Origin of the sequence: Streptomyces sp. NPDC001663, assembly GCF_042893105.1 — a bacterium.
In the GTDB taxonomy this organism is placed as follows: Bacteria; Actinomycetota; Actinomycetes; order Streptomycetales; family Streptomycetaceae; genus Streptomyces.
Map to the genome: position 1 here is coordinate 63,834 of NZ_JBIAUR010000024.1, position 26,637 is coordinate 90,470.

The 26,637-nt window shown below is 69.8% G+C and carries 26 protein-coding genes; 14 read left to right on the top strand and 12 right to left on the bottom strand.

Annotated elements, in window-relative coordinates; all coding sequences use genetic code 11:
• Window positions 1-165 precede the first annotated feature (165 nt).
• A complete protein-coding gene (locus ACFY1L_RS49085) occupies window positions 166-654 on the top strand; it encodes an Lrp/AsnC family transcriptional regulator (protein ID WP_355434740.1) in 489 nt (162 codons plus the stop codon).
• A gap of 154 nt (window positions 655-808) precedes the next feature.
• Here the strand turns inward: ACFY1L_RS49085 and ACFY1L_RS49090 are convergent, their stop codons facing one another.
• The 5 genes from ACFY1L_RS49090 to ACFY1L_RS49110 form a co-directional block, all read right to left on the bottom strand.
• Complete coding sequence (locus ACFY1L_RS49090; protein WP_388841131.1) at window positions 809-931, bottom strand: hypothetical protein; 123 nt, start codon at window positions 929-931, stop codon at window positions 809-811.
• Between the two features lie 70 nt (window positions 932-1,001).
• Window positions 1,002-1,991 (bottom strand): aldo/keto reductase, encoded by a 990-nt coding sequence (locus ACFY1L_RS49095; RefSeq protein WP_388841134.1) that lies wholly within the window; start codon window positions 1,989-1,991, stop codon window positions 1,002-1,004.
• A 221-nt stretch (window positions 1,992-2,212) separates the two neighbouring features.
• A complete protein-coding gene (locus ACFY1L_RS49100; protein WP_388841137.1) occupies window positions 2,213-2,728 on the bottom strand; it encodes a putative immunity protein in 516 nt (171 codons plus the stop codon).
• Window positions 2,729-2,939: 211 nt separating this feature from the next.
• Window positions 2,940-3,383 (bottom strand): hypothetical protein, encoded by a 444-nt coding sequence (locus ACFY1L_RS49105; RefSeq protein WP_388841139.1) that lies wholly within the window; start codon window positions 3,381-3,383, stop codon window positions 2,940-2,942.
• 61 nt (window positions 3,384-3,444) lie between these two features.
• Window positions 3,445-3,930 carry an ATP-binding protein gene (locus ACFY1L_RS49110; RefSeq protein ID WP_388841142.1) on the bottom strand — a complete coding sequence of 162 codons (486 nt, stop codon included), beginning with the start codon at window positions 3,928-3,930 and terminating at the stop codon, window positions 3,445-3,447.
• Between the two features lie 241 nt (window positions 3,931-4,171).
• Between ACFY1L_RS49110 and ACFY1L_RS49115 the strand changes: the two genes are divergently transcribed.
• Window positions 4,172-4,402, top strand: a complete 231-nt coding sequence (locus ACFY1L_RS49115) for a DUF397 domain-containing protein (RefSeq protein ID WP_388841145.1) — start codon at window positions 4,172-4,174, stop codon at window positions 4,400-4,402.
• A gap of 96 nt (window positions 4,403-4,498) precedes the next feature.
• Complete coding sequence (locus ACFY1L_RS49120) at window positions 4,499-5,419, top strand: helix-turn-helix domain-containing protein (RefSeq protein ID WP_388841148.1); 921 nt, start codon at window positions 4,499-4,501, stop codon at window positions 5,417-5,419.
• Window positions 5,420-5,432: 13 nt separating this feature from the next.
• On the opposite strand, the gene ACFY1L_RS49125 is transcribed toward ACFY1L_RS49120, so the two are convergent.
• On the bottom strand, window positions 5,433-6,251 hold the full coding sequence (locus ACFY1L_RS49125) for an SAM-dependent methyltransferase (RefSeq protein WP_388841414.1): 819 nt from the start codon (window positions 6,249-6,251) through the stop codon (window positions 5,433-5,435).
• 488 nt (window positions 6,252-6,739) lie between these two features.
• On the opposite strand from ACFY1L_RS49125, the gene ACFY1L_RS49130 reads away from it, so the two are divergent.
• Window positions 6,740-7,366, top strand: a complete 627-nt coding sequence (locus tag ACFY1L_RS49130) for an IS607 family transposase (protein WP_388841150.1) — start codon at window positions 6,740-6,742, stop codon at window positions 7,364-7,366.
• Entirely contained in the window at window positions 7,363-9,327 is a 1,965-nt protein-coding gene (locus tag ACFY1L_RS49135; RefSeq protein ID WP_388841153.1) for a zinc ribbon domain-containing protein, read from the top strand. Before ACFY1L_RS49130 ends, ACFY1L_RS49135 begins: the two co-directional genes overlap by 4 nt.
• A gap of 258 nt (window positions 9,328-9,585) precedes the next feature.
• Here ACFY1L_RS49135 and ACFY1L_RS49140 read toward each other — a convergent pair whose 3' ends face one another.
• On the bottom strand, window positions 9,586-10,278 hold the full coding sequence (locus ACFY1L_RS49140; RefSeq protein ID WP_388841155.1) for a hypothetical protein: 693 nt from the start codon (window positions 10,276-10,278) through the stop codon (window positions 9,586-9,588).
• Window positions 10,271-10,876 carry a SigE family RNA polymerase sigma factor gene (locus ACFY1L_RS49145; protein ID WP_388841158.1) on the bottom strand — a complete coding sequence of 202 codons (606 nt, stop codon included), beginning with the start codon at window positions 10,874-10,876 and terminating at the stop codon, window positions 10,271-10,273. The genes ACFY1L_RS49140 and ACFY1L_RS49145 overlap by 8 nt, the downstream gene beginning before the upstream one ends.
• A gap of 360 nt (window positions 10,877-11,236) precedes the next feature.
• Between ACFY1L_RS49145 and ACFY1L_RS49150 the strand changes: the two genes are divergently transcribed.
• The 7 genes from ACFY1L_RS49150 to ACFY1L_RS49180 all read left to right on the top strand — a co-directional run bounded on the left by ACFY1L_RS49150 (window position 11,237) and on the right by ACFY1L_RS49180 (window position 19,487).
• Window positions 11,237-12,328 carry a LacI family DNA-binding transcriptional regulator gene (locus tag ACFY1L_RS49150; RefSeq protein WP_388841161.1) on the top strand — a complete coding sequence of 364 codons (1,092 nt, stop codon included), beginning with the start codon at window positions 11,237-11,239 and terminating at the stop codon, window positions 12,326-12,328.
• Window positions 12,329-12,475: 147 nt separating this feature from the next.
• The gene (locus ACFY1L_RS49155; RefSeq protein WP_388841164.1) at window positions 12,476-13,816 is read left to right on the top strand and encodes an ABC transporter substrate-binding protein; all 1,341 of its coding nucleotides are present in this window, start codon (window positions 12,476-12,478) and stop codon (window positions 13,814-13,816) included.
• Window positions 13,817-13,825: 9 nt separating this feature from the next.
• The gene (locus ACFY1L_RS49160) at window positions 13,826-14,803 is read left to right on the top strand and encodes a carbohydrate ABC transporter permease (protein WP_388841167.1); all 978 of its coding nucleotides are present in this window, start codon (window positions 13,826-13,828) and stop codon (window positions 14,801-14,803) included.
• Window positions 14,800-15,675 (top strand): carbohydrate ABC transporter permease, encoded by an 876-nt coding sequence (locus ACFY1L_RS49165; protein ID WP_388841169.1) that lies wholly within the window; start codon window positions 14,800-14,802, stop codon window positions 15,673-15,675. The genes ACFY1L_RS49160 and ACFY1L_RS49165 overlap by 4 nt, the downstream gene beginning before the upstream one ends.
• Window positions 15,676-15,719: 44 nt before the next feature.
• Window positions 15,720-16,700 (top strand): hydroxyacid dehydrogenase, encoded by a 981-nt coding sequence (locus tag ACFY1L_RS49170; protein WP_388841417.1) that lies wholly within the window; start codon window positions 15,720-15,722, stop codon window positions 16,698-16,700.
• 55 nt (window positions 16,701-16,755) lie between these two features.
• Window positions 16,756-18,699 (top strand): DUF2264 domain-containing protein, encoded by a 1,944-nt coding sequence (locus ACFY1L_RS49175; protein WP_388841172.1) that lies wholly within the window; start codon window positions 16,756-16,758, stop codon window positions 18,697-18,699.
• Window positions 18,696-19,487 (top strand): sugar phosphate isomerase/epimerase family protein, encoded by a 792-nt coding sequence (locus ACFY1L_RS49180; RefSeq protein ID WP_388841175.1) that lies wholly within the window; start codon window positions 18,696-18,698, stop codon window positions 19,485-19,487. Before ACFY1L_RS49175 ends, ACFY1L_RS49180 begins: the two co-directional genes overlap by 4 nt.
• Before the next feature lie 28 nt (window positions 19,488-19,515).
• On the opposite strand, the gene ACFY1L_RS49185 is transcribed toward ACFY1L_RS49180, so the two are convergent.
• Window positions 19,516-19,914, bottom strand: a complete 399-nt coding sequence (locus tag ACFY1L_RS49185) for an OsmC family protein (RefSeq protein ID WP_388841178.1) — start codon at window positions 19,912-19,914, stop codon at window positions 19,516-19,518.
• A 231-nt stretch (window positions 19,915-20,145) separates the two neighbouring features.
• Here ACFY1L_RS49185 and ACFY1L_RS49190 point away from each other — a divergent pair, with 231 nt between their 5' ends.
• Window positions 20,146-22,479 (top strand): Tat pathway signal sequence domain protein, encoded by a 2,334-nt coding sequence (locus ACFY1L_RS49190; protein ID WP_388841181.1) that lies wholly within the window; start codon window positions 20,146-20,148, stop codon window positions 22,477-22,479.
• 4 nt (window positions 22,480-22,483) lie between these two features.
• Here the strand turns inward: ACFY1L_RS49190 and ACFY1L_RS49195 are convergent, their stop codons facing one another.
• Both ACFY1L_RS49195 and ACFY1L_RS49200 read right to left on the bottom strand, forming a co-directional pair.
• Window positions 22,484-23,221, bottom strand: a complete 738-nt coding sequence (locus tag ACFY1L_RS49195; protein ID WP_388841184.1) for a DUF4097 family beta strand repeat-containing protein — start codon at window positions 23,219-23,221, stop codon at window positions 22,484-22,486.
• Between the two features lie 138 nt (window positions 23,222-23,359).
• Entirely contained in the window at window positions 23,360-24,802 is a 1,443-nt protein-coding gene (locus tag ACFY1L_RS49200) for an aldehyde dehydrogenase (RefSeq protein ID WP_388841187.1), read from the bottom strand.
• Between the two features lie 189 nt (window positions 24,803-24,991).
• Here ACFY1L_RS49200 and ACFY1L_RS49205 point away from each other — a divergent pair, with 189 nt between their 5' ends.
• Entirely contained in the window at window positions 24,992-25,480 is a 489-nt protein-coding gene (locus ACFY1L_RS49205) for a TetR/AcrR family transcriptional regulator (RefSeq protein WP_388841420.1), read from the top strand.
• A gap of 14 nt (window positions 25,481-25,494) precedes the next feature.
• Here the strand turns inward: ACFY1L_RS49205 and ACFY1L_RS49210 are convergent, their stop codons facing one another.
• A complete protein-coding gene (locus ACFY1L_RS49210) occupies window positions 25,495-26,553 on the bottom strand; it encodes a P1 family peptidase (RefSeq protein ID WP_388841190.1) in 1,059 nt (352 codons plus the stop codon).
• Window positions 26,554-26,637: the final 84 nt, after the last annotated feature.

Genomic DNA, 26,637 nt, shown 5'->3' on the forward strand with positions numbered 1-26,637 from the left:
CCGATGGCGGTGAGAGGGGGTACGGAGGTGGCAGCGGGACCGGCTTCGTGGCCGCGGCGCGTGACCAGAATGCGCCGCCGAGCCCGGCACACGATGGCGTAGTGAGTGCCTGTACGGCGCCACGGTGCAGGATTGTTCGCCGATGTAGCCGATACGCTGCATTTCATGCCACGCCCCCTGTACGACCGCATCGACCGGGCGATCCTGGACCACCTCCAGCGCCACGGACGCACCCCCAACGTCGACCTCGCCGAGGCCGTACGCCTGTCACCCTCGTCCTGCCTGCGCCGCACCAAGGCGCTGGAGGAGGACGGGGTCCTGGCCGGCTACCGGGCCGATCTGGACCGCGAGCGCCTCGGCCTTGGGCTGACGGTGTTCCTCTCCCTCAAGGTCGAGCACTCCCGCACCACCTCCCAGGTGGTCGAAGAGGCACTGAAGGCGATCGACCACGTGGTCGCCTGCCATGTGGTCTCCGGCGACGCCGACTTCTTCGTCGAGCTCGCCGTACCGGACCTGCGCACCTTCGAAAAGGTGCTCACCGACCAGATCCTGGCGATCGGTCCCGTTCGCGACGCCCGCAGCACCTTCTGCATCCGCACCGTCATCGACCGCGGCCCGCTCCCTCTCAACTCCTGGCCCGCCCCGCGTGCATGACCGGACGCCACGGTTTACCTGAACCGCGGCGCGCGGACACGGAGATCCGTCGCTCGACCGCGAGATACAGACTTGTTCGCCTGGTCGATGACGACACGGGGCACATCTGAGTATCTGGAGAACCGTCCCACTTCGGCTCGGCGGCCAACACGGCTCAGGTCGGCGAGTCGCGGGGGCGGTCGCCGGCGGTTCCGGCGGCGTCCACGTCACCCGGCATGCCTTCCGCCGGGCGCCTGCCGCGTAGGGGTGCCACCGCCCGCACGGCGGTGTGGGCCACAGCGCCTCCCCCGGCAGCGGGCAACGCCGCAAGATCAGACGACGACCGCGGCGGCTGCTTCCGCGCCCGCCTAGCGATTGACCGCTCGCATCCCCGCCTCGTCATACCGCTCCCCCGCCGCCTCGGGCAGCTCCGCGTCAATGCGGGCCAGGTCGTCCTTGCTCAGCACGATGTCGACCGCGGCGGCGTTCTGCTCCAGGTAGGTGCGGCGCTTGGTGCCCGGGATCGGCACCAGGTCCTCGCCCTGGGCCAGCACCCAGGCGATGGCCAGCTGGGCCGGGGTCACGTCCTTCTCGGCGGCGATCTCCTTCACCTTTGCCGCCAGCCGCAGGTTCGCCTCCAGGTTGGCGTCCTTGAAGCGCGGGTTCTCGCGGCGCCAGTCGTTCGCGTCCAGCTCGTCCGGCGAGGTGAACCGCCCGGCGAGAAAACCGCGGCCCAGCGGCGAGTACGGCACGAAGCCGATGCCCAGCTCCCGGCACGCGGGCAGCACCTCCGCCTCCACGTCCCGCGACCACAGCGAGTACTCGCTCTGCACGGCGGTGACCGGGTGCACCGCGTGGGCGCGCCGGATGGTCTCCGCGCTCGCCTCGCTCAGCCCGATGTGCCGCACCTTGCCCTCGGCGACCAGCTCGCCCAGCGCGCCGACCGTCTCCTCGATCGGCACGTTCGGGTCGACGCGGTGCTGGTAGTACAGGTCGATGTAATCGGTCCCCAGACGCTGCAAAGAGCCGTGGACCGAGCTGCGGACGTGCTCGGCCGAACCGTCCTGCGGGCCGACCGTGCTGATGTCGCCGGGTACGGCGTCATCCATCCGGTAGTTGAACTTCGTCGCGATCACATACGCGTCGCGATGCCCCCGGATCGCCTCGCCGACGAGCGACTCATTGGTGAGCGGCCCGTACATCTGCGCGGTGTCGAGGAAGTCGATGCCAAGGTCGAGAGCGCGCCGGATGGTCGCGATCCCCTCCTCCTGATCGGTGGATCCGTAGAAGGCGGACATGCCCATGCACCCGAGCCCGATGGCCGATACCTGGAGGTCCCGCAGACTGCGCTTCTGCATACCGTGTCCCAGCCTTTCCTACACACACGTTGGTCGATCGGACGCCACCAAGCCCCTCCTCCATCTGGCGACGAATTCCGCCGCCCGGCATCCTGTGGGGCCCACCGGACGAGGGGCTTGGTGCGCCACGGTGTCTGCGACGCTACGACTTGGAGCGCACTCGAACGCAAGTCAGCCGTCCGGGCGGGCCGGCAACCCGAACAGACGTGCAAGGTTCGGCTTCAACAGTCGAACACCGACCAGCAGATGTCGTTGCGCAACCGCTGGTCATCAAGTACGAGCTCGCGGATCGCCTCCGGGAGCTGTTCGCGCTGCCACCGGCACTCGAGGCGTCCCGCGGTCTCGCTCTCGCCTTGCGGTGCCGCTGCACGCACAGCCTTGATCGCGTAGGCAGCCGCGCCGAGCTCGTGCGCGGCGACGTGGGGGACGGCCCCGGCCTGGCCGGCGGCGTACGCGGCATGCCGTGCCGCCCCACTCAGGTCTCTGGCTGCGCCCATCGCATGGCCACCCGCCGCGCGAGCCTCCATCATCTTCACCTCGCCACGCACCCAGGCCCGCGCATGCTCGATCGCCTGGCGTGGTCGCGGGTCCCGGGGCCGGGCCGACGCGAAGAGGCCAAGGACGTGCTCTGCACACGAGGCAGCCCAGAGAGCGAGGAGATGGTGATCCGCATCGGTGAGGGTTCCACCACGGCGGATCGTCACGAAACGAGGGTCACGGACCTTCGGGAGGATCATGACTTGCACTCCTCTTGCGTCTTCCCGGTCGGCGTCTTGGGACAGTCGGTCAGGCGCTGCATGGCGCCAGGGTCAATGGAACACGACGGTCGTTCAAGAAGCCGGGACGGGGAGGTGCGGCTCAGGTGTCCGGGCTGGCGTGCATGCGGGCGGTGAGCAGGGAGCGTTCGGGCGGGTTCGCGGCCGACATTGCTGGTCAGGCACAAGGTCGTCAGTCAGCCAGGGCCGAGGCGAGTTCTTCGGTGGCGTTGACGAGTTCGGCATCCCGCTCATTCAGGAGCCGTGGGATGGCGCCGCTGTGGGCATGCACGGCGCGGCGGGCCGCGTCTTCCCAGGCGACGTAGTCGCTGTGGCCGCGGCACGCTTTCGGGTAGGCGGCGGCCGCGGTCTCCCACTGGTGGGCCCCGGCGATGTTCCGCAGCAGGTGGAGGATTTGGGCCCGGCAGGTCACCTGGGGGCGCTCGGCGAGGTCCCACAGGAAGGGGACCGTGACGGCTGTGGCCTGGTCGACGACGAAGCCGTACTGGCAGATCCGGTTGCCCAGTCTCTCCAGAGCAGTGTGGGCGGCGGCCGCATCGCCCGAGGCGAGGGCAGCGAGCAGGAAGGGGATGGCCGCCGCGGAGCCGGTGGCATCCTGGAGCTCGCGCCAGGGCACGTGCGAAACGTGCCCGAGTGTTGATGCCGGCGGGTCGTGTCTCACCCGGCTGCTCATCGCTTCAGATCTCAGCGCTGTCCTGCCCGGCGCCGCGTCGGGTGGACAGCATGGCCCAGACGGTCTTGCCCGTGGGGGCGGAGCGGGTCCAGCCCCAGTGTTCGGACAGGGCCTCCACGATATGCAGACCGCGGCCGTGCTCGTGGAGCGAGCCAGTCGTCCGCGGGCAGATGGGCAGGGTGCTGCCCTGGTCGGTGACGGCACATACCAGGTGAGCGGGGCGCACGGTGAGCTTGAGCCACACCCCGGGCTCGCCCTCGTCGGTGGGACTGCCCGGCCGGGCGTGCAGCACGGCGTTGCCGACCAGCTCGGAGACGATGCTCAGCGCATCGTCGCGGCAGTGGTCCAACTGCCAACGGCTGAGGGCGCCTTGGGTGAAGGCACGGGCCTGAGCGCACTCCTGGTCCGTGCCGGACAGACGCAGGGTCGCGGTCGTGGGTGCGCCGCGCAGCGGCGCGACAGGGGGTGCGGTCCGATCCGGCGTGCTCACAGTCGGGCCGAGCCTGGCTGCTTGGTGCGCGGACAACGACACGGCGTCTCCTGAGGTGACGTCAGGACGGGGCGTCAGCGTGGCGGTTGACGCCTTGGCTATTATCCACGCCGACAGCAACTTCGTGCAATTTCACGGGAAATTGCGCGAGTCGAAAGGGAACACCGGCGCCGTGCGCGTCGGCCTGCACCCACGGGGCGACAGGCCGGCAGTGTGGCGGAACACCTGCAAGGAGACTGCCGTGCCGTCAGCTCAGAACGGGATGCGGGCGAGTTCACTGGGCGTGAACTGGATCAAGAGCCGCCACAGCAACGCCGAAGGCAACTGCGTCGAGGTCGCCGCCCTGGCCGGCGGAGGCGTCGCCATGCGCAACTCCCGTGACCCGCACGGGCCGGCACTGATCTACACACCGGCCGAGGTGGCCGCTTTCCTGGCCGGCGCGAAGGACGGCGAGTTCGACCACCTCGTGTGACGCGGTCGCCGGACATCCGATTGTGCCGACGCATGCGCCTGCAGGCTGCGCAATGCGATAATGCAGCCTGTTGTCGCCTGTCCACCGGGAGTCAGGATGCCCTCCGAGTCACCTCGCATCTCCCGCCTCGAACCGTATCTGCATCGCACCGAGCCCGCTCCGACCTTGCTGAAGATGCTGGTCGGGGTGCAGCTCGCGGGTATCCGCGAAGACGCCGGTCTCGCACAGGAACAGGCAGCCCGCGCCGTGGGGTTCAGCCCGGCGAAACTCTCACGCATCGAGGCGGGCAAGGGCCGCCGCCCTCCCACCGAGAACGACGTCCGAGCCCTCCTGGATCTGTACAAGACGGAGGACTACGAGACATCGGTGCTGCTGCAGCTGCTGCGGCGCGCCGGGGAACCGGGATGGTGGCAGCGCTTCGACAAGCGACTGATGCCCGAGTGGTTCGACCGGCTGGTGGGCCTGCAGGAAGCCGCGGAAGCGATCCGTACGTTCGAGATCCAGTACGTTCCCGGACTGCTGCAGACTCCGGCCTACACCCGCGCCGTGGTCGAGCGCGGCCTGCCGACGGCACCGGCCCGCGAGGTCCAGCGCCGCGTCGAACTCCGCACGCGACGACGGGAGTTGCTGCAGCGCGCAGACGCGCCCCAGCTGTGGGCGGTCATGGACGAATCGGTGCTGCTACGCGTCCTGGGCAGCCGTGAGGTCATGCGCGAACAGCTGGAGCACCTGGTCACGATGGCGCAGCTGCCTCATGTGACCGTCCAGATCGTTCCCTTGGACGTCACGAACGCCTCCGCACCGGCCATACCCGTCACGTACCTGCGCTTCGGCGGCCTCGACCTGCCCGACATCGTCTATCTCGAACACATCAGGAGCGCCACGTTCCTGGAGGACCGCGACGAGACGGAGGAGTACCGGGTGGCGCTGGACCGGCTGGCCGACGAGGCCCTCAACCCTCGCGAGTCGCTGGCCCTCCTGCGCGACACCGCCGCTGGGCGGTACCCGGCAACGTGATCTCCGCCTATGGCTACCGGATTCGGCCCACCCCGCCGAACTCGATCCACTCCTGGGTGAGCTGACGCGGCGCCACGTCGCTGTCCGGCCTCCAGGTGGACACCTCCACCAGGCCCGGCTCGAGGATGTCCATGCCCTCGAACCACTCCGCGACGTCCTTCTCCTGCCGCACCCGGCCCCAGTGCCCCTGGGTCGCCTGATCCATGAAATTGGTGACGAAGTCCCGCACCTCCGGGTCCTCGCTGACCAGCTGACACATCACCAGGTAACTGCCGGGGGCGAGTTGTTCGGCCACCCGCCGCACCACCGCCGACGGCCCTTCGCTGTCGCTGTCCGGAATGCAGTGGAACACCGAGTTGAACAGCACCGCCACGGGCTGTGAAAAGTCGATCAACCGCTGGGTGTCGGCGTGGGAGAAGATCGCGTCGGTCTCGCGCAGGTCCGCCTGAATGACGGTGGTGCGCTCGTTCTGCTCCAGCAGGGCCCGGCCATGCACCAGGACCATCGGGTCATTGTCGACGTAGACCACACGCGACGCAGGGTCGATCCGCTGCGCCACCTGATGCACGTTGTTCTGAGTAGGCAGCCCGGACCCGTGGTCGAGGAACTGGCGCATGCCGTACTCCTGCGCCAGGGTCCCGACCACCCGCTGCAGAAAACGCCGGTTGTTGAGGGCCAGTGCCCGCGTGCTGGGCACCACCTTGTCGAGTTCCTCGCAGGCAGCGCGGTCGACGGCATAGTTGTCCTTGCCACCCAGATAGTGGTCGTACATGCGAGCGGCCGTCGGAACCGTCGCGTCAATCTTCGTCGACATCCGCTTCCCCGACTCCATCGTCTCCCCCACTCCCGCGCCGTACTCGGCGCACCTGCACGCCAGGCAATACATCCTAGAGACACCGCACTTGGCCAACCACCCACTTGATCGAACCTCTCACCGCCACGGCTCCGCCCGCACATGGTGTGCGGCCGTGGCGCCGTCCCGCGGGGTGGGGCTCCTCGGGTCGCCATCCCATTCGAGGGTGAGATTTCGAAGTTCTCCGGCGTCAATTGCGCGAAGTCCTCGACAGGGAAGGGCAAGTGCCGTCGGGCGTCGCATCCCCTCCCTCCGGAAGTCGACGGCCCCTCATCCCGGTGAACCGGTGCTACTCAGCCGAGGCGGTTGAGGAGCCATGTCACCGCCCACCGCACGAACGCACCAAACACGGCGGCCAACGCCACCTTTCCCGCCTTGCCCGCGATACGGCGAGGCTTCCCGGACTCACGCTCAGGCTCGCCAACTCCCTTAGTTATCCCGAGTGTTGTGTATGTATAGTTGAGTGCATGGAGTTGCTGCGCATGTCGAAGGCTGCGAAGCGGCTCGGGATACACCCAATGACGCTTCGTCAGTGGGCGTTGGACGGAAGAATCCCGTTCACGTGGGTCGGCCGTGAGCGCCGGTTCTCCTCGGTGAACGTGGAGAACATGAAGCGCGGCAGTGACTCCTCAACTTCCCGTCCGCGCCTGGAGTTGCTGTATGTGCGCGTCTCGGGCTCGTCCGGGCAGGAGTCCTCTCTGGAGGCTCAGGAGACCGAACTGCGGGGCACCTCTACGGGCGACATCGTCAAGGTCGTGAAGGATCGCGGCTCGGGTCTGAAGGAGAACCGGCCGGGCCTGAACCGGGTGTTGGCGATGGTGTCGGACGGCTCCGTGACTGTCGTGCGTGTGACGCATGAGGATCGACTGGCCCGCTTCGGTGTCGGCTGGCTCAAGCGACTGTTCACTGTGTATGGCGTCACCGTGGAAGTGCTGTACCCGAAGAAGCTCGGCGGCCGGGATGAACTCCTCGAAGACTTCGTCTCCCTCGTGACGACGTTCGCCGGGCGCCTGTACGGGATGCGTAGTGCGGAGAACCGCAAGCGACTGCTGGCCGAGTCCGGCCAGTGCAGCGACCAGGACCGTGCCGCGTGAGCCGGAAGCTGCCTCTGGCTGACGGCGAGACCTCCCGCACCGCGTGCGCCCGCGCCCTCATCCGCACGGGCGTGGACGAGAAGACCGGCGAACTCCTCACCGCTGCTGCTCTGATGGAGCGTGTGGGCTGGTGCACCGGCCTGGTGGCCCAGATGACCGGCACGCTGCTGGCCGAGCACTGGAACACCACCGACGTCGATGTCCTCGCAGCCGGGCAGGATGCGGGCGGTAGGAAGGTGCCGTCGAATGCGTGGATGGCGCTGCGGCGCCTCGGCTGGACCACCGCACCCGACGAGGGCGTGAAGGTCAACGACCGGATCGTCCGCATGGCCCAGGAGCAGGCCGGGCGCGCTTTGCGCTCGGTGAAGTGGCGGGCCGACGTGGTGGACGGTGTGCTGGCCGCATGGCCTGCCGACCCGAAGAAGCGCACCCCCGAGGAGTGGGACCACGTGCGGGCCGCGATACCGGGCGGTGAGTACCTGCCGTCCAGCATCATCCGTTCCCGCACCCGCCAGATCACTGCCTTCGAGCGTAAGCACGGGCGTCTGGCAGCCGACCTCTTCGAGCTGGAGCCCACCCCGCGGGTGCCACGCATGTTGCTGCTCGCCGCGTGCGACAGGCAGCAGGCCACCATCGAACGCTTGGCGACCGAGCCGACGAAAGCCCTCCTGCGGCTGCAACTCCCCACCCGGCCCGACCCGCAGATGTACGCGGACTGGACGTGGGTGGAGTGCCCAATCGCGCTGCCGCCCACGGTTCCGGGATGCGCAGTGATCCACCTGCCGACGCTGCGCATCGCGGGCGGCCAAGTACGCGCCGACCTCGCCTACACCCACCCCGTCCCCAAGACCCAGCGCACCGGGCACACGGTCGCGCTCGGCGTGGACTGGGGACTGAACACCCTCCTCAGCGCGGGCGCGGCCCGACTCCACGACGACGGACGTGCCACCGCCCTCGGCTCTGGAGCCCAGTTCCGAGCCGCCGGAGTGCTGGCCAAGCAGTACCGGCTGCGCCGCATCAGCGAACGCCTCCACGCCAAAACCGACCACTACGTGCGGCTCGCCGATCCCGCCCTGGACGGCAAGAACGCTGTGCTGGCGGAGGAGATCCGGCGCGTCTCGGAGCGCCGGTCCAACCTCAACGACGCGTTGGCGTGGGCTGGGGCCCGCTGGACAGTCGATCAGGCCGCTGCAGTCGGGGCCACGGTCATCTACCTGGAAGACCTTCGGTCGATGGAAGCTGGGGGCATGGGCCGCACCCACAACACGCGCATGTCCCAGACCGTGCGCGGTCAGATCGCCGACCGTATGCGGCACCTGGCAGCCGAGGTTGGCATTGCGGTCGTGACGGTGCCGCCGAGGAACACCTCGAAGCACTGCCCGCACTGCCTCACACCGCTCAGGCACCGCAAGGCACCCGACCGGCCCACCACGCCGGGCTGGAAGTGGGCCATCTGCCCCAGCCGTGACTGTGGCTGGCAGAGCGACCGCGACCAGGGAGCCTGGCGGCGGATCGCCGCACGCGGCCTCGCCCACCAGACCAAGACCGTCGTGGACCGCGCCAGCGGCACCATGGTGATCCGCAGGGTGGTGGACACCATGGAGGCCAAGGCCCTCATCACCGCCACCCCGAAGCCCAGCCGGACGGACCGGTCGAAGACTGGCCCCACTCGGCCGCGAACCAACCACCTCATGCCCAGGCGACGTGAGGTTCCCTCCCCGGTACGCCCTTCGGGCTGCGCCGGCCAGCGTCCGGAGGGACACGCACCAGCGGACCGGCGTCGGCTGCCCCGCGCAGCCCACCGGCACCAGGGCGTGACCACGATCAGCACACCCACCACCGGCCACCAGCCACGCGGAGCAGCACTCGGCGCGGGATTCCATCTCCACGCTCATGCTGCCCCACCACGGTGGGCAGAACCCGTGTCAGACCTTACGGTTCGCATAGGTTCGCTCAGCTGAACAGAGACGCTCCCTCATCCGCCCTCCATTCAGTGAACAAATGGAAACTCACTGACCAGGCTAAGGAAGGATCGGCAAAGACCGGCCGGGCCGGATACCACTCAACTCCCCGACTTTCTTGGCCACTTCCCACAAGTCCGACGTGTCTGACGCCGCGAACCTGTGGCTTCGGTGGGGGCATCCGTTCATACCCCGCGGACAGTGTGAGGCAGCGCGGGCAGGACGCTTCAGTGCCGGGTATGGCGTCGTCTGGTGGAGTCATGGCCGTGCCAGGCAGTCACCCCAGAGTGCGGCCAGCCGGGCCGGGATCTCGGCTATGGCGGCGCAGCCTTGAGGATCGCGTGGGAACCCGTCACCCGCTACAAAGGTCCATGCGCCGTCCTTGGCCTTGGTGAAGTACTTCTCCGTGCTCCCCTCGTCCTGGAGCTGGACCAGCTCGTTGTCGGTGGCGTCGGCCGTCGCGGTAAAGGAGGTCCCCGCGTAGAAGACGCCGTCGCACTCGCCGTAGTAGAAGGTGCCCTGGACCGGGGCGATGTGCACGAGGCCCGGCTGCGCTCGCTGGTACGCCTGGGTCACCGCGTCCTTGACCTCCTGCGGCACCAGCAGGGAACGGCACGTCGGCGACCCGGGTGAGGAGGGCGTGGCCGCCGGGTGGTCCGGCGCCGCGCTGGGGGTCTTCGACGTCGCCGTCGGCGGGGTGGTGGACGTGGCCGGAGTGGTCGGGCTCACGACCGCCTCGGGCGAAGGGGCCTCGTCGGAATGGCCGGTGACGGCGAAGGCACCTCCGCCTACCGCGGCCGCTACGGCGACGGCCAGTGCGACGGTGGCCATCCGGCGACGGCGCCGCAGGTCATCCCCGCGGGCCCGGATTGCGGCGGCGGGCCGGGCGCCGGTTCGTGCGGCGAGCTCCTCAGACCCTGCCTGGAGGATGGCGTCGAAGTCCTCAGTCATGGTGGTGCACCTCCTGGTCGGTGAAGCCGAGGACGTCGGTCACGGCAGTGGGAGCACTGCTGGGTGGAGAGAGGGCCGGTCGCACGCCGGGGGTCCGGGCGCCATCGCCCGGGCCGTCGCCTGCGATGTCGGTCAGATGGGGCGCCATCATGTGGCGGCCGCGTGACAGCCGGGCCTTGACCGTTCCCGGCGCGACGTCGGTTTCCCGTGCCGTCTCCTCGACGGACAGGCCGACCAGGTGATGCAGCACGATCGCCCGCCGTTGCTCGTAGGGGATGCGCCGCAAGGCCGCGACGATCGCCACGTAGTCGGGGCTGAGATCGGGGACCTGGTCGGGTATGCCGTGGCGGCGGTGGGCCGTGAGCCGGTTGACGGCCTTGCGCCACACGCTGACCCGGAGACGGCAGGCCACCGAACGTACCCAGGCCTCCGGGTCCGCGTAGCGGGACACCTTCTCCCAGTTCTGCCAGGCCCGGGCGAAGGCCTCCTGCACCAGGTCCTCGGCCTCGGCGAGGCTGCCCGTCATCGCGTACATCTGGCTGGTCAGCCGGCCCACATGGCCGGCGTAGAAATCATCGAAGACACGCGCATCACGCATTGCCCCCTCCACATCACAGTTTTGAGGGGTCGCGCCCTCACCACTTGTCACGCCCGAGGGGGGAGACAGGTTGCACGCCCGCAACCACACCGACCGCACCCGCACCCGCACCCGCACCCGCACCCGCACCCGCACCCGCACCCGTGAGCACCGCACAGGCCGAGCTACCCGCCGTCCTGTCGGCGACGGCTTGACGGTGAGCCGGCTGGGGCCGCAAGAGCAGGCGCTGTTCGCGCTAAGACCAACTCCATTCTGATCGATTGATCGCTATCATGGCCGCATCGCGCGAAACCGATCGTGCGAGCCCCCGCACGATCCCACGCGGGCGGCGCGAGCGACGCGGACGAGAGCGGTGGGGACATGCGGGAGCCGGCGCAGCAGCGGCAGGACCGGATCGCGGAGGTGGTGCGGGAGCGCGGCGTCGCGCGCATCACCGATCTCGCCGACGAACTCGGCGTCTCCGTCGTGACCGTGCGCCGGGACGTCGAGGAGCTCGCGCAGCGCGGGGAGGTGCGCCGCGGGCACGGGGTGGCGCGCTCACTGCGGCCGATGCCCGAACAGACCGCCTCCGGGAGCGAAGCGATCGCCATGATCGTGCCCGAGAGCAACACGTATCTCACCGAGGCCGTGCAGGGTGCGCGTGAGGCCGCGGAGAAGGCCGGTCTGCGGCTCGCCCTGCACATCACCGCCGGCTACGGCGGGGCGGAGGAGCGCCAAGCGGTGCACCAGGCCTTGGACGCCGGAGCCCGCGGACTGCTGCTGTCGCCGCACTGGCGCACGCAGGAGGAGGCCGACGCGGACCAGTCGTGGCTGTCCGATCTCGACGTTCCCACGGTGCTCGTCGAACGGCGCCCCTCGCGGACCAGCGCCATCTATTCCGTGGACTGCGTGCGCACCGACCACGCCTACGGGGTCCACCTGGCCCTCGGCCACCTGGCCGACCTCGGACACCGCCGGATCGTCCTGGCGGCGCGCGACGACAGCCCGACCGCGCGGGTCATCCGCGCCGAGTTCACCGCGCAGTCCGCTGCCCGGGGGCTGGCCAAGGGGTGCCGCGCGATTCTCAGTTCACCCACGGCGGGGCCCGATCCGCGCGTCGCCGACCCGCGGGCACTCGACCTGGCCGAGACGGTCGTAGACACCCGTGCCACTGCGGTGGTGATCCACAGCGACATGGACGCGCTGGTTCTCGTACGGGGGCTGCAGGCGGCGGGGATCTCCGTAGCCGGAGACTGCTCGGTGGTCGCCTACAACGACGTCGTCGCCGACATGGGTCCGGTCCCGCTGACGGCCGTCGCCCCGCCCAAGGCCGAGCTCGGCCGCATGGGAGTCGATCTGCTGCTGCGTCGGCTCGAGGCGGCGCGGGGCGGATTGCGTCCCGGTCCCACCCGTCACCTGGAGTTGCTGCCCGCCCTGGTCGTCCGGGGGTCCACCGCCTCGGCGGCCTCCTGATCCACTGGCGGTCGCCACCGTGGTCGTACCGCAGGCACGCCAACCTTTGAGCGTTTGGCCGTTTCAGTTTCTTTTGTTCGATGTATTGACGCCTTTTTCTTCGGCCGAACAGGATGCCCGTAACCCAGCAACGACGCGGGAGGGTGCATGCCTGGTCAACGACGCCCGGCGAACAGTCGATTGGTACGTACGTCCGGCGTGGCGCTGTTCACGGTCCTCGCCCTGCTGCTGACGGCCTGCTCCGCCTCCGGCGGCAGCACCGCTGCCACCTCCGGAGGGCCGGTCCACCTCACCTTCTGGTCGGCCCTGCGCGGCACCCAGGAGGTCGTCGACGAGTACAACCGGATCCAGAACAAGGTCAGGGTCGACTTCCAGCAGGTCCCCTCCGGCGCCCAGGGCGGCTACGCCAAGCTCAGCAACGCCGCCCGTGCCGGCAACGCCCCCGATGTCGCCACCATCGAATACCCGCAGCTGCCCGGATTCGCCATCGACGGCGTGCCCCGCGACCTGACCGGGCTGCTGCCCGACTCGGTGCGCCGCAAGATCCTCCCGCAGGCGCTGGACCTCACCACCCTCGGCGGGCACACCTACGCGGTGCCGGTGGACATCGAGCCGATGATGTTCTTCTACCGCAAGGACGTGTTCACCAAGTACGGCATCCCCGTCCCCAAGACCTGGGCTCAGTTCGAGAGTTCGGCGCGCAAGCTCAAGAAGGCCCAGCCGGGCTCCCGTATCGGCAGCTTCTTCACCAACGGCTCCCTGCACATGGCCGCCTTCGCCTGGCAGGCCGGCGGACAGTGGTTCAAGACCTCCGACGACACCTGGCGTATCTCCATGGCCGACGCCCCGACCCGCAAGGTCGCCGCGTACTGGCAGCACCTGGTCGACGAGGACCTGGTGCGCGTCGAGCCCGTGGACAGCCAGCAGTGGCGGGCCCACCTGCAAAGCGGCGAGACCGTCGGCTACACGGCGGGCGCCTGGGCGGCCGGCTCGCTGATGAACTCCACCCCCGACGGCAAGGGCAAATGGGCCATCGCCCCGCTCCCCCAGTGGGACCCGGCCAAGCCGTCACTCGGCACCCAGGGCGGATCCACCTTCGTCGTCACCAAGGACAGCCAACACCCCACCGAGGCACTGGACTTCATCACCTGGATGGTCACCAGCCCGGACGCCCTGCGCGCCAAGCTCTCCAGCGGCATCAGCAGCGCGTATCCAGCCGTGCCCTCCCTCGTGCCCGTCGCCCGCAAGGAGATGGACACCGGCTACTACTCCGGCCAGGACATCTTCGGCCTCTTCCAGCAGCAGGCCAAGCTCATCTCCCCGAACTGGAAATGGGGGCCGCGCATGACCTCCACCATCACCTCCGTCGAGGACGGCTTCGCGAAGGCCGGAGCCGGCAGCGGCACCATCATCGGCGCCCTCCGTGAAGGAGAACGCCGCACCCTGCCCGATCTCAAGAGCCTCGGCCTGTCGGTCACTACCCACTGAGGTGCACCCGTGAGCACAGTCATCTCCCCAGGGAAAACGGGAAAGCGGACCGCCACAAAACCGCACGCCACCAGCCCGTCCCGCCCCCGCTCCCCCGGACGCCGCCAGCAACTGCTCGCCTGCGTCACGCTCCTGGCCCCCTTCACGGCCCTGCTCGTCGCCGTGTTCCTCGTCCCCGTCGGCTACGCCATCGGCCTCAGCCTCTTCTCCGAGGACCACAAGGGCCTCGGCTTCGGCGGCGGCACCACCGTCTTCACCGGACTGCGCAGCTACCTCGCCGTGCTGGACGACCCGAGCTTCCTGTCCGGGTTCGGCGTCATCGGCCTCTACTGCGTGATCTTCGTACCCGTCGTCGTGATCAGCGCCCTCGCGCTCGCCCTGCTGCTGGACTCCGGACTCGTCCGGCTGCGCCGCACCGCGCAGATGCTGCTCTACCTGCCGCACGCCGTGCCCGGCATCATCGCCGCCGTCATCTGGCTCTACCTCTACACCCCCGGCCTCAGCCCGGTCATCAAACTCTTCGCCCAGGCCGACATCACCATCGACTTCCTCGGCCTGCACACCGTGCTGCCCTCCATCGTCAACATCGCCCTGTGGAGCGGCCTCGGCTACAACATGGTGATCTTCTACGCCGCCCTACAGGCCCTGCCCCGCGAGGTGATCGAGGCGGCACGCATCGACGGCGCCGGCGGCATCCGCACCGCGCTCATGGTCAAGGTGCCCATCATCAAGGGCTCCGTCGTGATGGTCTGCATGTTCGCCCTGATCGGCGCGCTCCAGCTGTTCACCGAGCCGATGCTCATGAACCAGGCCACCCCGATGGTCAACTCCCGCTTCACCCCGAACATGTACATCTACGACGCGGCCTTCCGCCGCAACAACTACGGCCTGGCCTCCGCGGCCTCCGTCATCCTCCTCGTCGTCACCTGCGCCCTGTCGTACGGCGTGACGCACTGGGCCGGCCGCAGGGAACGGAGCCCGCGATGACCACCAACACCCCGACCACCGCACCCGGGCCGACGACGAGCAGGCTCACCAGCCGGACCGCCGTCAACACCGTGGTCCTCATCGCAGCCCTCTACACCCTGCTGCCCGCCCTGTGGCTGCTGCTGGCCTCCACCAAGAACGCCGACGCGCTCTTCGGCAGCGACATCCTCTCCCTCGGCAACTTCTCACTGGGGCACAACCTCACCGACCTGTTCACCATGGAGGACGGCGTCTACGGCCGCTGGTACCTCAACAGCCTGCTGTACGCGGTGCTCGGCGCTCTCGTCGGCTCGCTGATCAGCGTGGCCGCCGGCTATGCGTTCGACAAGTACGACTTCCCGCACAAGGAGAAGCTGTTCGGGCTCGTCCTGACCGGTGTGATGGTCCCGCCGACCGTCCTTGCCCTCCCGCTCTACCTGGTGGCCTCCGACATCGGCCTGGTCAACACCTTCTGGGCGGTCTTCATCCCCGTCCTGTTCAACCCGTTCGGCGTCTACCTCGCCCGCCTGCTCTCCAGCGGCTACGTCCCCAACGAGGTACTGGAGGCGTCCCGCGTCGACGGGGCCGGCGAACTGCAGACCTACCTCCGCGTCAGCCTGCGCATGCTCGGCCCCGGCTTCGTCACCGTCTTCCTCTTCCAGCTCACCGCCATCTGGAACAACTTCTTCCTGCCGATGGTGATGCTCTCCAACCAGCACCTGTATCCGCTCAGCCTCGGCCTCTACACCTGGAACAGCTCCGCCACCGTCTCACCCGAGTACTACCCGCTGGTCGTCATCGGCTCGCTGCTCGCCGTCGTCCCGCTGATCGTCGCGTTCCTCACGCTGCAGCGCTACTGGAAGTCCGGTCTGACGGCAGGGAGTGTCAAGTGACCCACCCCGACGGCCTGTTGCGCCGCCCGCGCGCCGTGCTCGCCATGGCGCACAGGACCGCACAGCAGGTCCTCGCCCCGGACGTACGGGCCCGGCTCGCCGACCTCACCGACATCGACCCGCACCTCGTCCTGGACGACTTCACGACCCCCACGGCACACCGGGCGCTCGCCGACGCCGAGCTGCTCATCACCGGCTGGGGCTGCCCGCCCGTCGACGCCGCGGCCCTGGACGCCGCGCCCCGGCTGCGCGCGGTCGTGCACACCGCCGGGACCGTACGCCACCACATCACCCCCGCCTGCTGGGAGCGCGGCCTGATGGTGTCCTCGGCCGCTGCGGCCAACGCCGTGCCGGTCGCCGAGTACACCCTCGCCATGATCCTGCTCGCCAACAAACGCGTCCTGGACACGGCCCGCGTCTACCGCGCCGAGCGCCGCCGCATCGACTGGAACGAACGCCACCCCGACGCGGGCAACTACCGCAGGACCGTGGGCATCCTGAGCGCCTCGATCATCGGGCGCCGCGTCATCGACCTGCTGCGCCACCACGAACTGAACGTGCTGCTGCACGACCCCTATGTCTCGGACACCGAGGCCCGCGAGCTCGGGGCGGAGCCGGTCGGCCTGCCGGAACTGTTCGCCGACAGCGACGTGGTCAGCGTGCACACCCCACTGCTGCCCGAGACCCGCGGCCTGGTCAGCCGCGAACTGCTCGCCAAGCTGCGCACCGGCGGCACCCTCATCAACACCGCGCGCGGCGCCGTCGTAGACCAAAGGGCCCTCACCGACGAGGTGGTCTCCGGGCGCCTGAACGCGATCCTGGACGTCACCGAGCCGGAGGTACTGCCCGCCGACTCACCCCTGTTCGACTGCCCGGGCGTCCTCGTCACCCCGCACATCGCCGGCTCCAAGGGCGGCGAACTGCGCCGCCTCACCGACCTGGCGCTGACCGAGGTCGAGTCGTACGTCCGCGGCCGGCCCTTCGCCCACCCCGTCCGCCCCGAAAACCTGGCCCGCCTCGCCTGACGGCGCCGCAGCCGCGACGGAAACCATCGCCATGAACAGGAGCCGTGGCCCTGCCATGCCCCACCACCCGCTCGACCTCCCCCCGGAAGACCGCGCCCTCAGCCCGCACACCGGCTACGCCCGCGCCCACTGGGAAGCCACCGCCGACCAACTGCTCACCGCCGCCCTCCGCTACGCCACGCCCGGCCACGCCCTGATCGACCTGCCCGGCCCGCCGTCCAAGTCCGGAGTGCGCTCGGACGGTCTGGAAGGCTTCGCCCGTACGTTCCTGCTGGCCGCGTTCCGTACCGCCGGGGCATCCGGCAAGGACCCGCTCAACCTCCTGGAGCGCTACACCGCCGGCCTCGCCCACGGCACCCGCACCCCCGGCCGTGACGACGCCGAGTCCTGGCCGCGCATCGGCCACCACGGCGTCCAGGGCCAGCCCATGGTGGAATCCGCCTCCGTGGCGCTGGCCCTGCGCCTGACCGCACCCTGGACCTGGGACACCCTCCCCGCTGCCGACCAGGACCGCGTCGAGCAGTGGCTGCGCGGCGCGCTCAGGCACACGCCCGCGCCCAACAACTGGTACCTCTTCCCGCTGACCGTCGCGGGCTTCCTGGAATCCGTGGGCCGCGGCGACGCCGAAACCCGGTTCGCCATCGAGCGGGGTCTCGGCCTGCTGGAGGGCTGGTATCAGGGGCAGGGCTGGTACTCCGACGGCGACGGCCGCGCCTTCGACCACTACAACGGCTGGGCCCTGCACTTCTACCCGCTCCTGCACGCCCACCTCACCGGTGACCGGACCGTGCTCGATCAACTCGGCCCGCGGCTACGGGAGTTCCTCGACGGCTTCGCCCTCCTCTTCGACGCCGACGGCGCCCCCATCCACCACGGCCGCTCCCTGACCTACCGCTTCGCCGCCGGCACCGCGGTGGCCCTGGGAGCCCTCACCGGCCAGACACCGCTCGCCCCCGGCGTCACCCGCCGCATCCTCAGCGGAGCGCTGCGGCACTTCCTCGACCGCGGCGCGCTCACCGGCGACGGCATCCTCAGCCTCGGCTGGTACGGCCCGCACGCGGCGACCCTCCAGAACTACTCCGGACCCGGCTCCCCATACTGGGCCTCCAAGGGCTTCCTCGCCCTGCTGCTCCCGCCCGAACACCCGGTGTGGACGGCCACCGAAGAGAAGGCACCCGCCGAGGGACGCGACCGCGCACTCGCCCTCCCCGCCCCCGGCCTGCTCATCCAGGCCACTGGCGCGGACGGCCTGACCCGCCTGCACAACCACGGCAGCTACAAGTACGACTCCCGCGAGCCGGAGCGCGCTCCCGGCAACCCCCTCTACGCCCGACTCGCCTACTCCACCCGCACCGGCCCGACCAGCGCCGCCAACGCCCCCGACAACCACATCGCGATCGAAGCGCGCGGCACCCGCAGCGCCCGTATCCGAATCAACCCCCTTGCCGACGGCTCCGATTGGCTCGCCTCGTGGCACCGGCCGGTCTTTCCCGAGGGCGGTCCCGCCCTGCCCTCGGCCCGGATCGAGAGCCTGACCCTCGTCCGCGGCAGACTCGAACTGCGTGTGCACCGCACCGTCGGGATACCGCCGGGAACGCCAATCCACCTCAGTGGCTGGGCAGTTGCCCTGCCACCCGAGGCCGCAGCAGAAGCCGAGCAAACGACAGAGATACGGCTCGACGGACCCGAGGTGACGAGTCAACTGCTCGGCCTGCACGGCTGGCAGACACACCGCGCGGTCCGGGCACCGCAGGGCACGGCCTTCGGCCCCTGGGCCCTCGTCCCCGAACTCGCCGGAACCGTCGGCGAGTCCGCCACCGGCACGGCGTTCGCCGCGCTCGCCTCCCTCACCGGCGAACCTGACCCGGCGCCCCTCTCCGGGCAGGCGACCGCCGAGGCGAACGGCCTCGCCATCACGGTCCGCTGGGCCGACGGAGCGCGTACGGTCGTCGATTTCGGCCTCGACGGCCCCTCGGTCACCGTAGAGGAGCCGTCATGACGCTTCGCCTGGGCCTGTGCTCCGTCACCCTGCGCCACCTCGACGTGGCCGGCGTCCTCGCGGCTGCGGTCGAAGCGGGCCTGGAGTGCGTCGAGTGGGGCGCCGACATCCACGTACCCGCGGGCGACGAGGCCGTAGCCGCCGAGGTACGTGCCGCCACCGAGAAGGTGGGCCTGGCAGTCGCCTCCTACGGCTCCTACTACCGTGCCGGACACACCGACCCCGCAGCCTTCGCCGACGTCCTGCGCTCGGCCGTGCTGCTCGGTGCGCCCCGTATCCGCATCTGGGCGGGCGCGACGGGCACGGACGAGACGTCGCCCAGGGCGAGGGAGGCCGTCATCCGGGACACCCGGCGCGTGGCGGCATTGGCGGCCGAGGCGGGGGTCCAACTCGCGTACGAATTCCACCGCAACACCCTCACCGACGGCGCCGACCGCGCGCTCCGGCTGCTGAGCGAAGCAGACCGCCCCGACGTCCGTACCTACTGGCAACCGCCACTCGACGTACCCGACGCGGAAGCTCTCGACGGGCTCGGCACCGTGATCGGCCACGTGGCCGCCGTCCACGCCTTCTCGTGGTGGCCCGGCACCACCCGGCACCCGCTCTCCGCCCGCACCGACCTGTGGCGCCCAGCCCTGGCCCGCCTACGTGCGCACGGTCAACCCCTCGACGTCCTCCTGGAGTTCGTCCCCGACAACGACGAGAAGGTCCTGGCCCGCGAGGCCCGGACCCTCCGATCACTGGCAGGTCTGGCGTTGCCCGGGCTTGAGGAGCAGCAGCATCCGTGACAGGCGCAGCTGCAGAGTCAGCGCGACGTCACGGCTCGGTCCGGGTGACACGGGCGCCGGCCCGGATGGCCTTGGGGATCTCGGCGACCTCGTCCACGGTTTCGAGCAGCCGCTCCAGGTCAGCGGGGGTTGCGGTCGAGTCCAGAGCCACGGAGTAGGTGATGCCGGTGGAGGTCCAGTTGTCGGTGTCGAAGCCCCCGGCCGCGGTGACACGCACGCCATCGAGCGCAATGCCCATGCCTGCGGCCTCGCGGTACAGGTCATTGAGCACGCAGCCCGCCGCGGCGAGATGAAGCAGGTGCGCCCCGGTGAAGTCGGCCTCGACCGCCACGCCTTCCGGCGTCCACCGATGCGCAAAGTGGACCGCGCGCTCGTCATCGGACCGGAGGTTCCCGGCACTGACCACGACATTGAATCCGTCAACCATGCCCGGTCCTCCGGCAGTCGTCAGGCGGCGGCCGGGGCAGTGAACGCCGCTCTGCGCCATTCAAACAGACAACGCAGCCGCGCTCGTCGCACCCGCGTGTCCATGTGCGCCTGTCGGTGTATACCACTCGACACATCGGATCTCTCCCATCGCATTGACGCGCTTCATCCCCGACTCTATGTTTCATCGCTGGATAGCTCCGATGAATCGCTGAGCCTGCCTGGAGGCACCGTGCCCTGCCCCTCCGTGCCCGACCCGTCCAGACGTGCCGTCCTCGCCACCGGATCCGCCCTGGGCGGCGCGCTGTTGGCCTCCGGCCTGACCACCCAGGCGAGCGCGGCCGATCAAACCGCGGCCGAGGTGTCCTCCGACGACCCCTGGCGGACCGTGCTCGAGGACGCCGACATGGTGTGGCAGCAGATGCCGGCGGCCTGGTACGAAGGCCCGTTCCTCGGCAACGGTTACCTCGGCTCCGGGATCTACGCCGAACCCGGCGCCACCTCGACCGCTGTGCGCTTCAACGTCCAGCACTCCGAAGTACAGGACCACCGCCCCGAGTTCGGCTCACTCTTCGGCCTCGCCCGGCTGCCCATCGGATACTTCACACTTGAGCCGGCGGGCGCGATCACCGGGCTGGACTGGCGACTGTCCCTGCAGAACGCCGAGTTGACGGGCACGCTCACCACCGACAAGGGCACCCTGGCCCTGCGCGCGCTGGTCCACAACGACCGCTCGGTCCTTGCCGTGGAAGTGACGCCGAGCGAGGGCGAGCGCGGATTCCGCTGGGTGTTTCACCCGGCCGAAGCGATCAGTCCGAGGGCCGCGTTCAAGCCACTGCCGAACGGCTACCGGGGCAACCCGCCCGCCCAAGTCGCCGACCACGACGGGGTGATGGCCGCCGTGCAGCCGCTGCTGGCGGGCGGACAGCACGTCACCGCGTGGCGGGAGCGCACCAGGGGCCGGACGCGGACGCTGTACGTGCACGTGGCGCACTCGTACCCGCAGAACACGGCCCTGGACCGGGCCCTGAAGGCCGTCCGCGCCGCGGACCGGCTGCCCTACTCCGCCCTCGCGGCGGACCACCGCGCCTGGTGGCACGCCTACTACAGCAAGAGCTTCCTGTCCCTGCCCGACGCCCGGATCCAGCGCTTCTACTGGATCCAGCTCTACAAGGCCGCCTCCGCCGCCCGCCGCGACGCCCCCGTCATGGCGACCAGCGGCCCCTGGCTGGAGCCCACCCCGTGGCCCAACACCTGGTGGAACCTCAACGCCCAGCTGGAGTACTGGCTCATCCACGGCTCCAACCACCTCGAACTCGACGCGATCACACGGGCGTTGAGTGAGTTCCGGGACAACCTCGCCACGGAGACGCCGGCGCCGTACCGCGCCGACTCGCTCGGCATCCCGCGCACCACCGATCCGCACCTGGTCAACGGCGCGGCCGACCCCCTCATGGGCTACGGCGTCGGCGTCCCGGGCCAGGACCCGCCGACCCCCGAAGTCGGCAACCTCACCTGGGCGTTGCACAACGTCTGGCTCAGCTACCGCCACACCATGGACGAGTCGATCCTCCGCGACGTCCTCTTCCCCCTCCTCCGCAAGGCGATCAACTACTACCTGCACTTCCTCGAGCCCGGCCCGGACGGCAAGCTGCACCTGCCCGCCACCTTCTCCCCGGAGTACGGCGGCGACTCGCGCGACTGCAACTACGACCTGATGCTCCTGACCTGGGGCTGCCGCACCCTCCTCGAGTCCGCCGAACTCCTCGGCATCGACGACCCGTTGGCACCCCGCTGGCGCGAGGTGCTGGCGAAACGGGTGCCGTACCCGACGGACGCGAACGGCTTCATGATCGGCGCGGACAGCCCCTTCGCGAAGTCGCACCGCCACTACTCGCACCTGCTCGCCGTCTACCCGCTGTACGAGGTCACAGGCCGCACGCCCGACGAACGCGCCCTGATCGAGAAGTCACTCGCGCACTGGGTGGGCTTCGAAGGGGCCCTCCAGGGCTACACCTTCACCGGCGCCGCCTCGATGTCCGCGCTGCTCGGCAAGGGCGAGGACGCGCTGAACTACCTCGGCGAGCTCATGACCCGCTTCATCAAACCCAACACCATGTATCTGGAGTCCGGGCCGGTCATCGAGACGCCCCTGTCGGCGGCCCAGTCCCTGCACGACATGATCTGCCAGTCCTGGGGCGGGATCATCCGGGTGTTCCCCGCGCTCCCCGCCGCCTGGGCGGACCTGGCTCTGCACAACTTCCGTACACAGGGCGCCTTCCTGCTCAGCGCGCACCGCCAGGGCGGCGCCACCCGCTGGGTGCGGCTGGTCAACGAGGCGGGCGCGCCCTGCGTCGTACAGCACGGAATCGCGGGACCGGTCGAGGTACGGGACGGGCGGGGCCGGCCTCTCCGATACGCCGACGCCGGCCACGGCACCATCCAAGTCGCCCTCCGCAAGGGCGAGTCGGCGTTGATCACCGCCAAGGGCGACCGGCCCGACCTGGCCGTTGCACCCGTACGCCCCAATGCGGAAGCGCCCCGATGGGGGCTGCCCCAGACCTGACTCGTCACTCCACGCGTGCGTCGATATCACCGTTGACCGTGATCAGCGTCATGTCACGGCCCTGGCTGTCGTCCCGTGTGGGGACGGCCGTCGTGGCGCGGCCGTTGTCGGTGTCTGCGGTGACCCGATACGCGGGGGCGCTATGCGGGACGGTGACGTCGACCGAGCCATTGGCGGTCGTGGCGGTGACGGTCGACGGGGCGGTGGCGCAGGCCAGGACCACGTCCCCGTTGGTCGTCGCCGCGTACAGCCTGTGCGCGGCGAGGGCCGTCGCGCGCACGAAGCCGTTGCGAGTGGACAGCCGTACGGCGGCATTGTCGCGTCCGGAACGGGTCACCGTCACGTCGCCGTTGACGGTCGTCAGGTCCAGCGCGGCATCGATGCCCGCCGCGTCGACGCCCGCGTTACGGGCGCTGACCGTGACATTCATACCGTCCGGAACCTTCACATACGGCATGCGGGGGCACGTGGCGCTGCGCCGGTCCTGGTCGCGACAGGAGAGGTCGAGCGTCCATGTCCGGCCCCTGTGGGACCAGGCGGCCTCGATCCGGTCGTCGACGGTGACTCGATGCCCGTCCGTTGGGCGCAGCCGCAGCCCGGTGTCGGTCGTGATGACAAGCCGGCTTCCAGATGCGCCAGTTGCGGGGGCGTCAGCCGCGGCCGGGACCTTGGACTCGGCGCGTCCGTGGTCACTGCAGGCCGTGCCGACGGCGAGGGCGGTCAGCACAACGGTCAACGCCATCAGTCGACTTGTCGGCATCGCCTTCATGCAGCTACGAGTGCCCAGGCTCGGCATCATCATTGCCCCGGACCGCGCACTGCCGAGGGCAGCACACCGGACCGGTGCGAGTGGCGGGCCCCCTGCGCACCGAAGCGCCGGTCACAGAGTGACGGTCTTGTACTCGACGTACTGCGTGAGCCCGACCGCGCCGTACTCACGGCCGATCCCGCTCGCCTTGAAGCCACCGAACGGGCCGTCGAAGGCGATGGACGCCCCGTTGACGGTGACCGTGCCGGTGCGCAGGCGGCGGGCGACGTCGAGTGCGTGGTCCGGGTCCGCGGACCATACGCCGCCGGAGAGGCCGTATTCGGAGTCGTTGGCGATCCTCACGGCGTCGTCCTCGTCGTCGTAGGCGATGACGACGAGGACCGGGCCGAAGATCTCCTCCTGCGCGATCCGCATCGAGTTGTCGACGTCGGCGAACACGGTGGGGGTGACGTAGTTGCCCTTCTCGAGTCCCGGCGGGATCTGGGGTCCGCCGGTGACGAGCCGGGCGCCCTCCCTGATGCCGAGTTCGATGTAGTCCCGTACGCGCTGCTGTTGGTCTTTGCGGACCATCGGGCCGATGAAGGTGTCGGGGTCGTTCGGGTCACCGGTCTTGAGCGACTCCACGAGGTCCTTGAGGGCGGCGACGACCTCTTCGTACCGGCTGCGCGGCGCGAGGACACGTGTCTGCGCGATGCACGACTCGCCGTTGTTGAGCAGGGACGCGAACTTCAGCCCCTGCACCGCCTGTTGGAGGTCGGCGTCGGGCAGGATGAGGGCCGCCGACTTGCCGCCCAGCTCGAGGCTGACCCGCTTGAGCTGCTCGCCCGCGATGGAGGCGATCCTGCGGCCGGCCCGGGTCGAGCCCGTGAACGCGATCTTGTCCACCCGGGGATGCGACACGAGGTACTCGCTGGTCTCCCGGTCGGCGGGAAGGACGCTGATCACCCCCTCCGGCAGACCGCACCGCTCCAGCAGCTCGGCGAGGAAGCCCATGCTCAGCGAGTTCTCAGGGGACACCTTGAGCACGACCGTGTTGCCGGCCAGCAGCGCGGGGATGATCTTGGCCATGGCTGCGGAGAACGGGGAGTTCCACGGAATGACGGCGGCCACGACACCGACGGGCTCCCGGCGCACCACGCTCCGGGTGGAGGAGGCGGAGTCGGAGGGCGTCAGCGTCTCCTCCCAGCCGAACTCCTCGGCCGCCTTGAGATAGGCGGTGGCCTGGCGGGTGAGTCCCGGCTGTCCGGCCAGCGTGAACCACTTCGCCGAGCCGTTCTCGGCGGAGATGAGGGCGGCGATCTTCTCAGCGTCCGCCTCGCGCAGGACGTTGAGCCGCCGGATGACGGCAATGCGCTCCGCCGGCGCCGTACGGGGCCAGGGGCCCTCGTCGAAGGCGGCACGGGCAGCGGCCACGGCCCGGTCCACGTCGGCGGGCCGAGCCTGCGCGGCACGGCCGATGACCGACTGGTCGTGCGGCGAGAGGAGGTCGAGCAGGTCCGGGCTGCTCGGCGTGGTCCAGGAGCCCGCGATGAAGAGCCGGTCGTAGGTGATCATTTGCGCTCTCCCAGGAGTCTGAGGGGTCGAGTCCCACCCTTATCTGTCACATCAATGTAGCACTTATATGGTTCATCGACTCATCCTTGAGGCAGTAAGTGGGTCAGGTTCCACACAGCGAGCTATGATCGCCGCGTGAGAGCAGACGCAGCGCGCAACCTGGAAGCCGTCCTGACGACCGGGGCGCGCATGCTCGCCGCTGACCCGGGGGCGAGCATCGCCGCCATCGCCGCCGAGGCCGGCGTCGACCGACGCACCGTCTATCGGCGGTTCGCCTCCCGCGAGGAACTGCTCGCGGCCATCTACCAGGCGCGTTACGAGGCAGTCGAGCGGGCCGTCGAGGACTCCAGGCTGCGCGAGGCTCCCGTGGCCGTGGCCCTGCACCGGTACGTCGAGGAGATCATCGCCGTCAATCGCCGGTGGCCTGTGGAACTCACCCGGCTCCGGGCGGACGACGACATCCGCGACCGGCGTGACGCCCTGATCGGCGAAGTCGACACCTTCCTCGAGCGCGCCGCCGGCGAGGGCTTCCTCAGGACCGACATCCCCGTCGCATGGGCGAGTTCACTGCTGCCCCAGCTCATGCACCTGGCTTCGCAGCAGATGCCCCATCTCAGCCCCGCCCAGGCCGCCGACATGGTCGTCGACACCTTCCTCAACGGACTCGGCGCGCAGTGACCCCGAGCAACTGATCACCCCAGCAGGGCAAGTAGCGGCGCTGCGGGCAGCGGGTGCCGCGTGTCCCCGCCCGGGCCCGTGGTCGTGGTGGCCATCAGCAGTGAGTTGAGAACGGCCTCCTCCACCGCGTCCAGCACGGCGATGAAGAGGGGGTCGAGCTCGGCATCGGGCAGCACGGCAGGTCCGGCGGGCGTGCCCAGGGGGCGGGTACCGAAGGCGAGGCCGTAATCGCCGCTGCCGTGGCCGTACCCGGCGCCGACCCTGGCCAGCGCATAGACCGCGCGCCGGGCGAGACGGGTCAGCTGCCGGGCGTCCGTGGGTGCGTCGGTGGCGACCACGACCATGCAGGAACCGGCCTCCGGGCCCGAGTCGGGGGTGGGAAGTCCGACGTCGGCGGGGGTGGCGGTGCGGCCCCGCACCCGCAGCGTGCCGTCGAAGTTGGCCTGCACGAGAACCCCGAGGGTGACCTCATGGCCCGCGAGCGGCACGCGCCGCGACGAGGTGCCGATGCCGGCTTTGAAGCCGAGCGCGGTCGTCCCGGTGCCCGCGCCGACCGAACCCTCGGCCACCGGACCGCCGGACGCGGACTCCAGCGCGGCACGCACGTGCTCCTCACCCACCGGACGCGACCGGATGTCGGACAGCAGCCCGTCGTTGCACTCCCCCACCACGGGGTTCAGACTCCGCGCGGTCGCCCCCTCCGGCCGCTCCAGCATCCAGCCGACCAGCGCATCCGCGACCCGGAACGCGGACAGGGTCGAGGTGAGCAGGATCGGGGTCTCGATCGCGCCGAGTTCGGCGATCTGTGTGGAGCCCAGCAGCTTGCCGTAGCCGTTGCCCGCGAACACCCCGGCGGGCAGTGGGCTTGCCGGACCCACGCCGTCCGGCACGATCGCGGTGACACCGCTGTGCACGCGCGGCGGGCGGATCAGTGTGGTGTGTCCGACACGGATGCCGGGCACGTCCGTGAGGGCGTTGTGCCACCCCGTGGGCAAGTCACCGACGGCGAGGCCGAGTTCGCGGGCACGGCGGGGCTCGACGGGCGAAAGCGGATCAGGCATCGGCGCGCGCATGACCAGCACCGTACCGCCACCACTGATCACCACAAGGTGAGCCCGAGTTCGGCGACATCGAATTCGTTTCCCCTGATGAGCCGA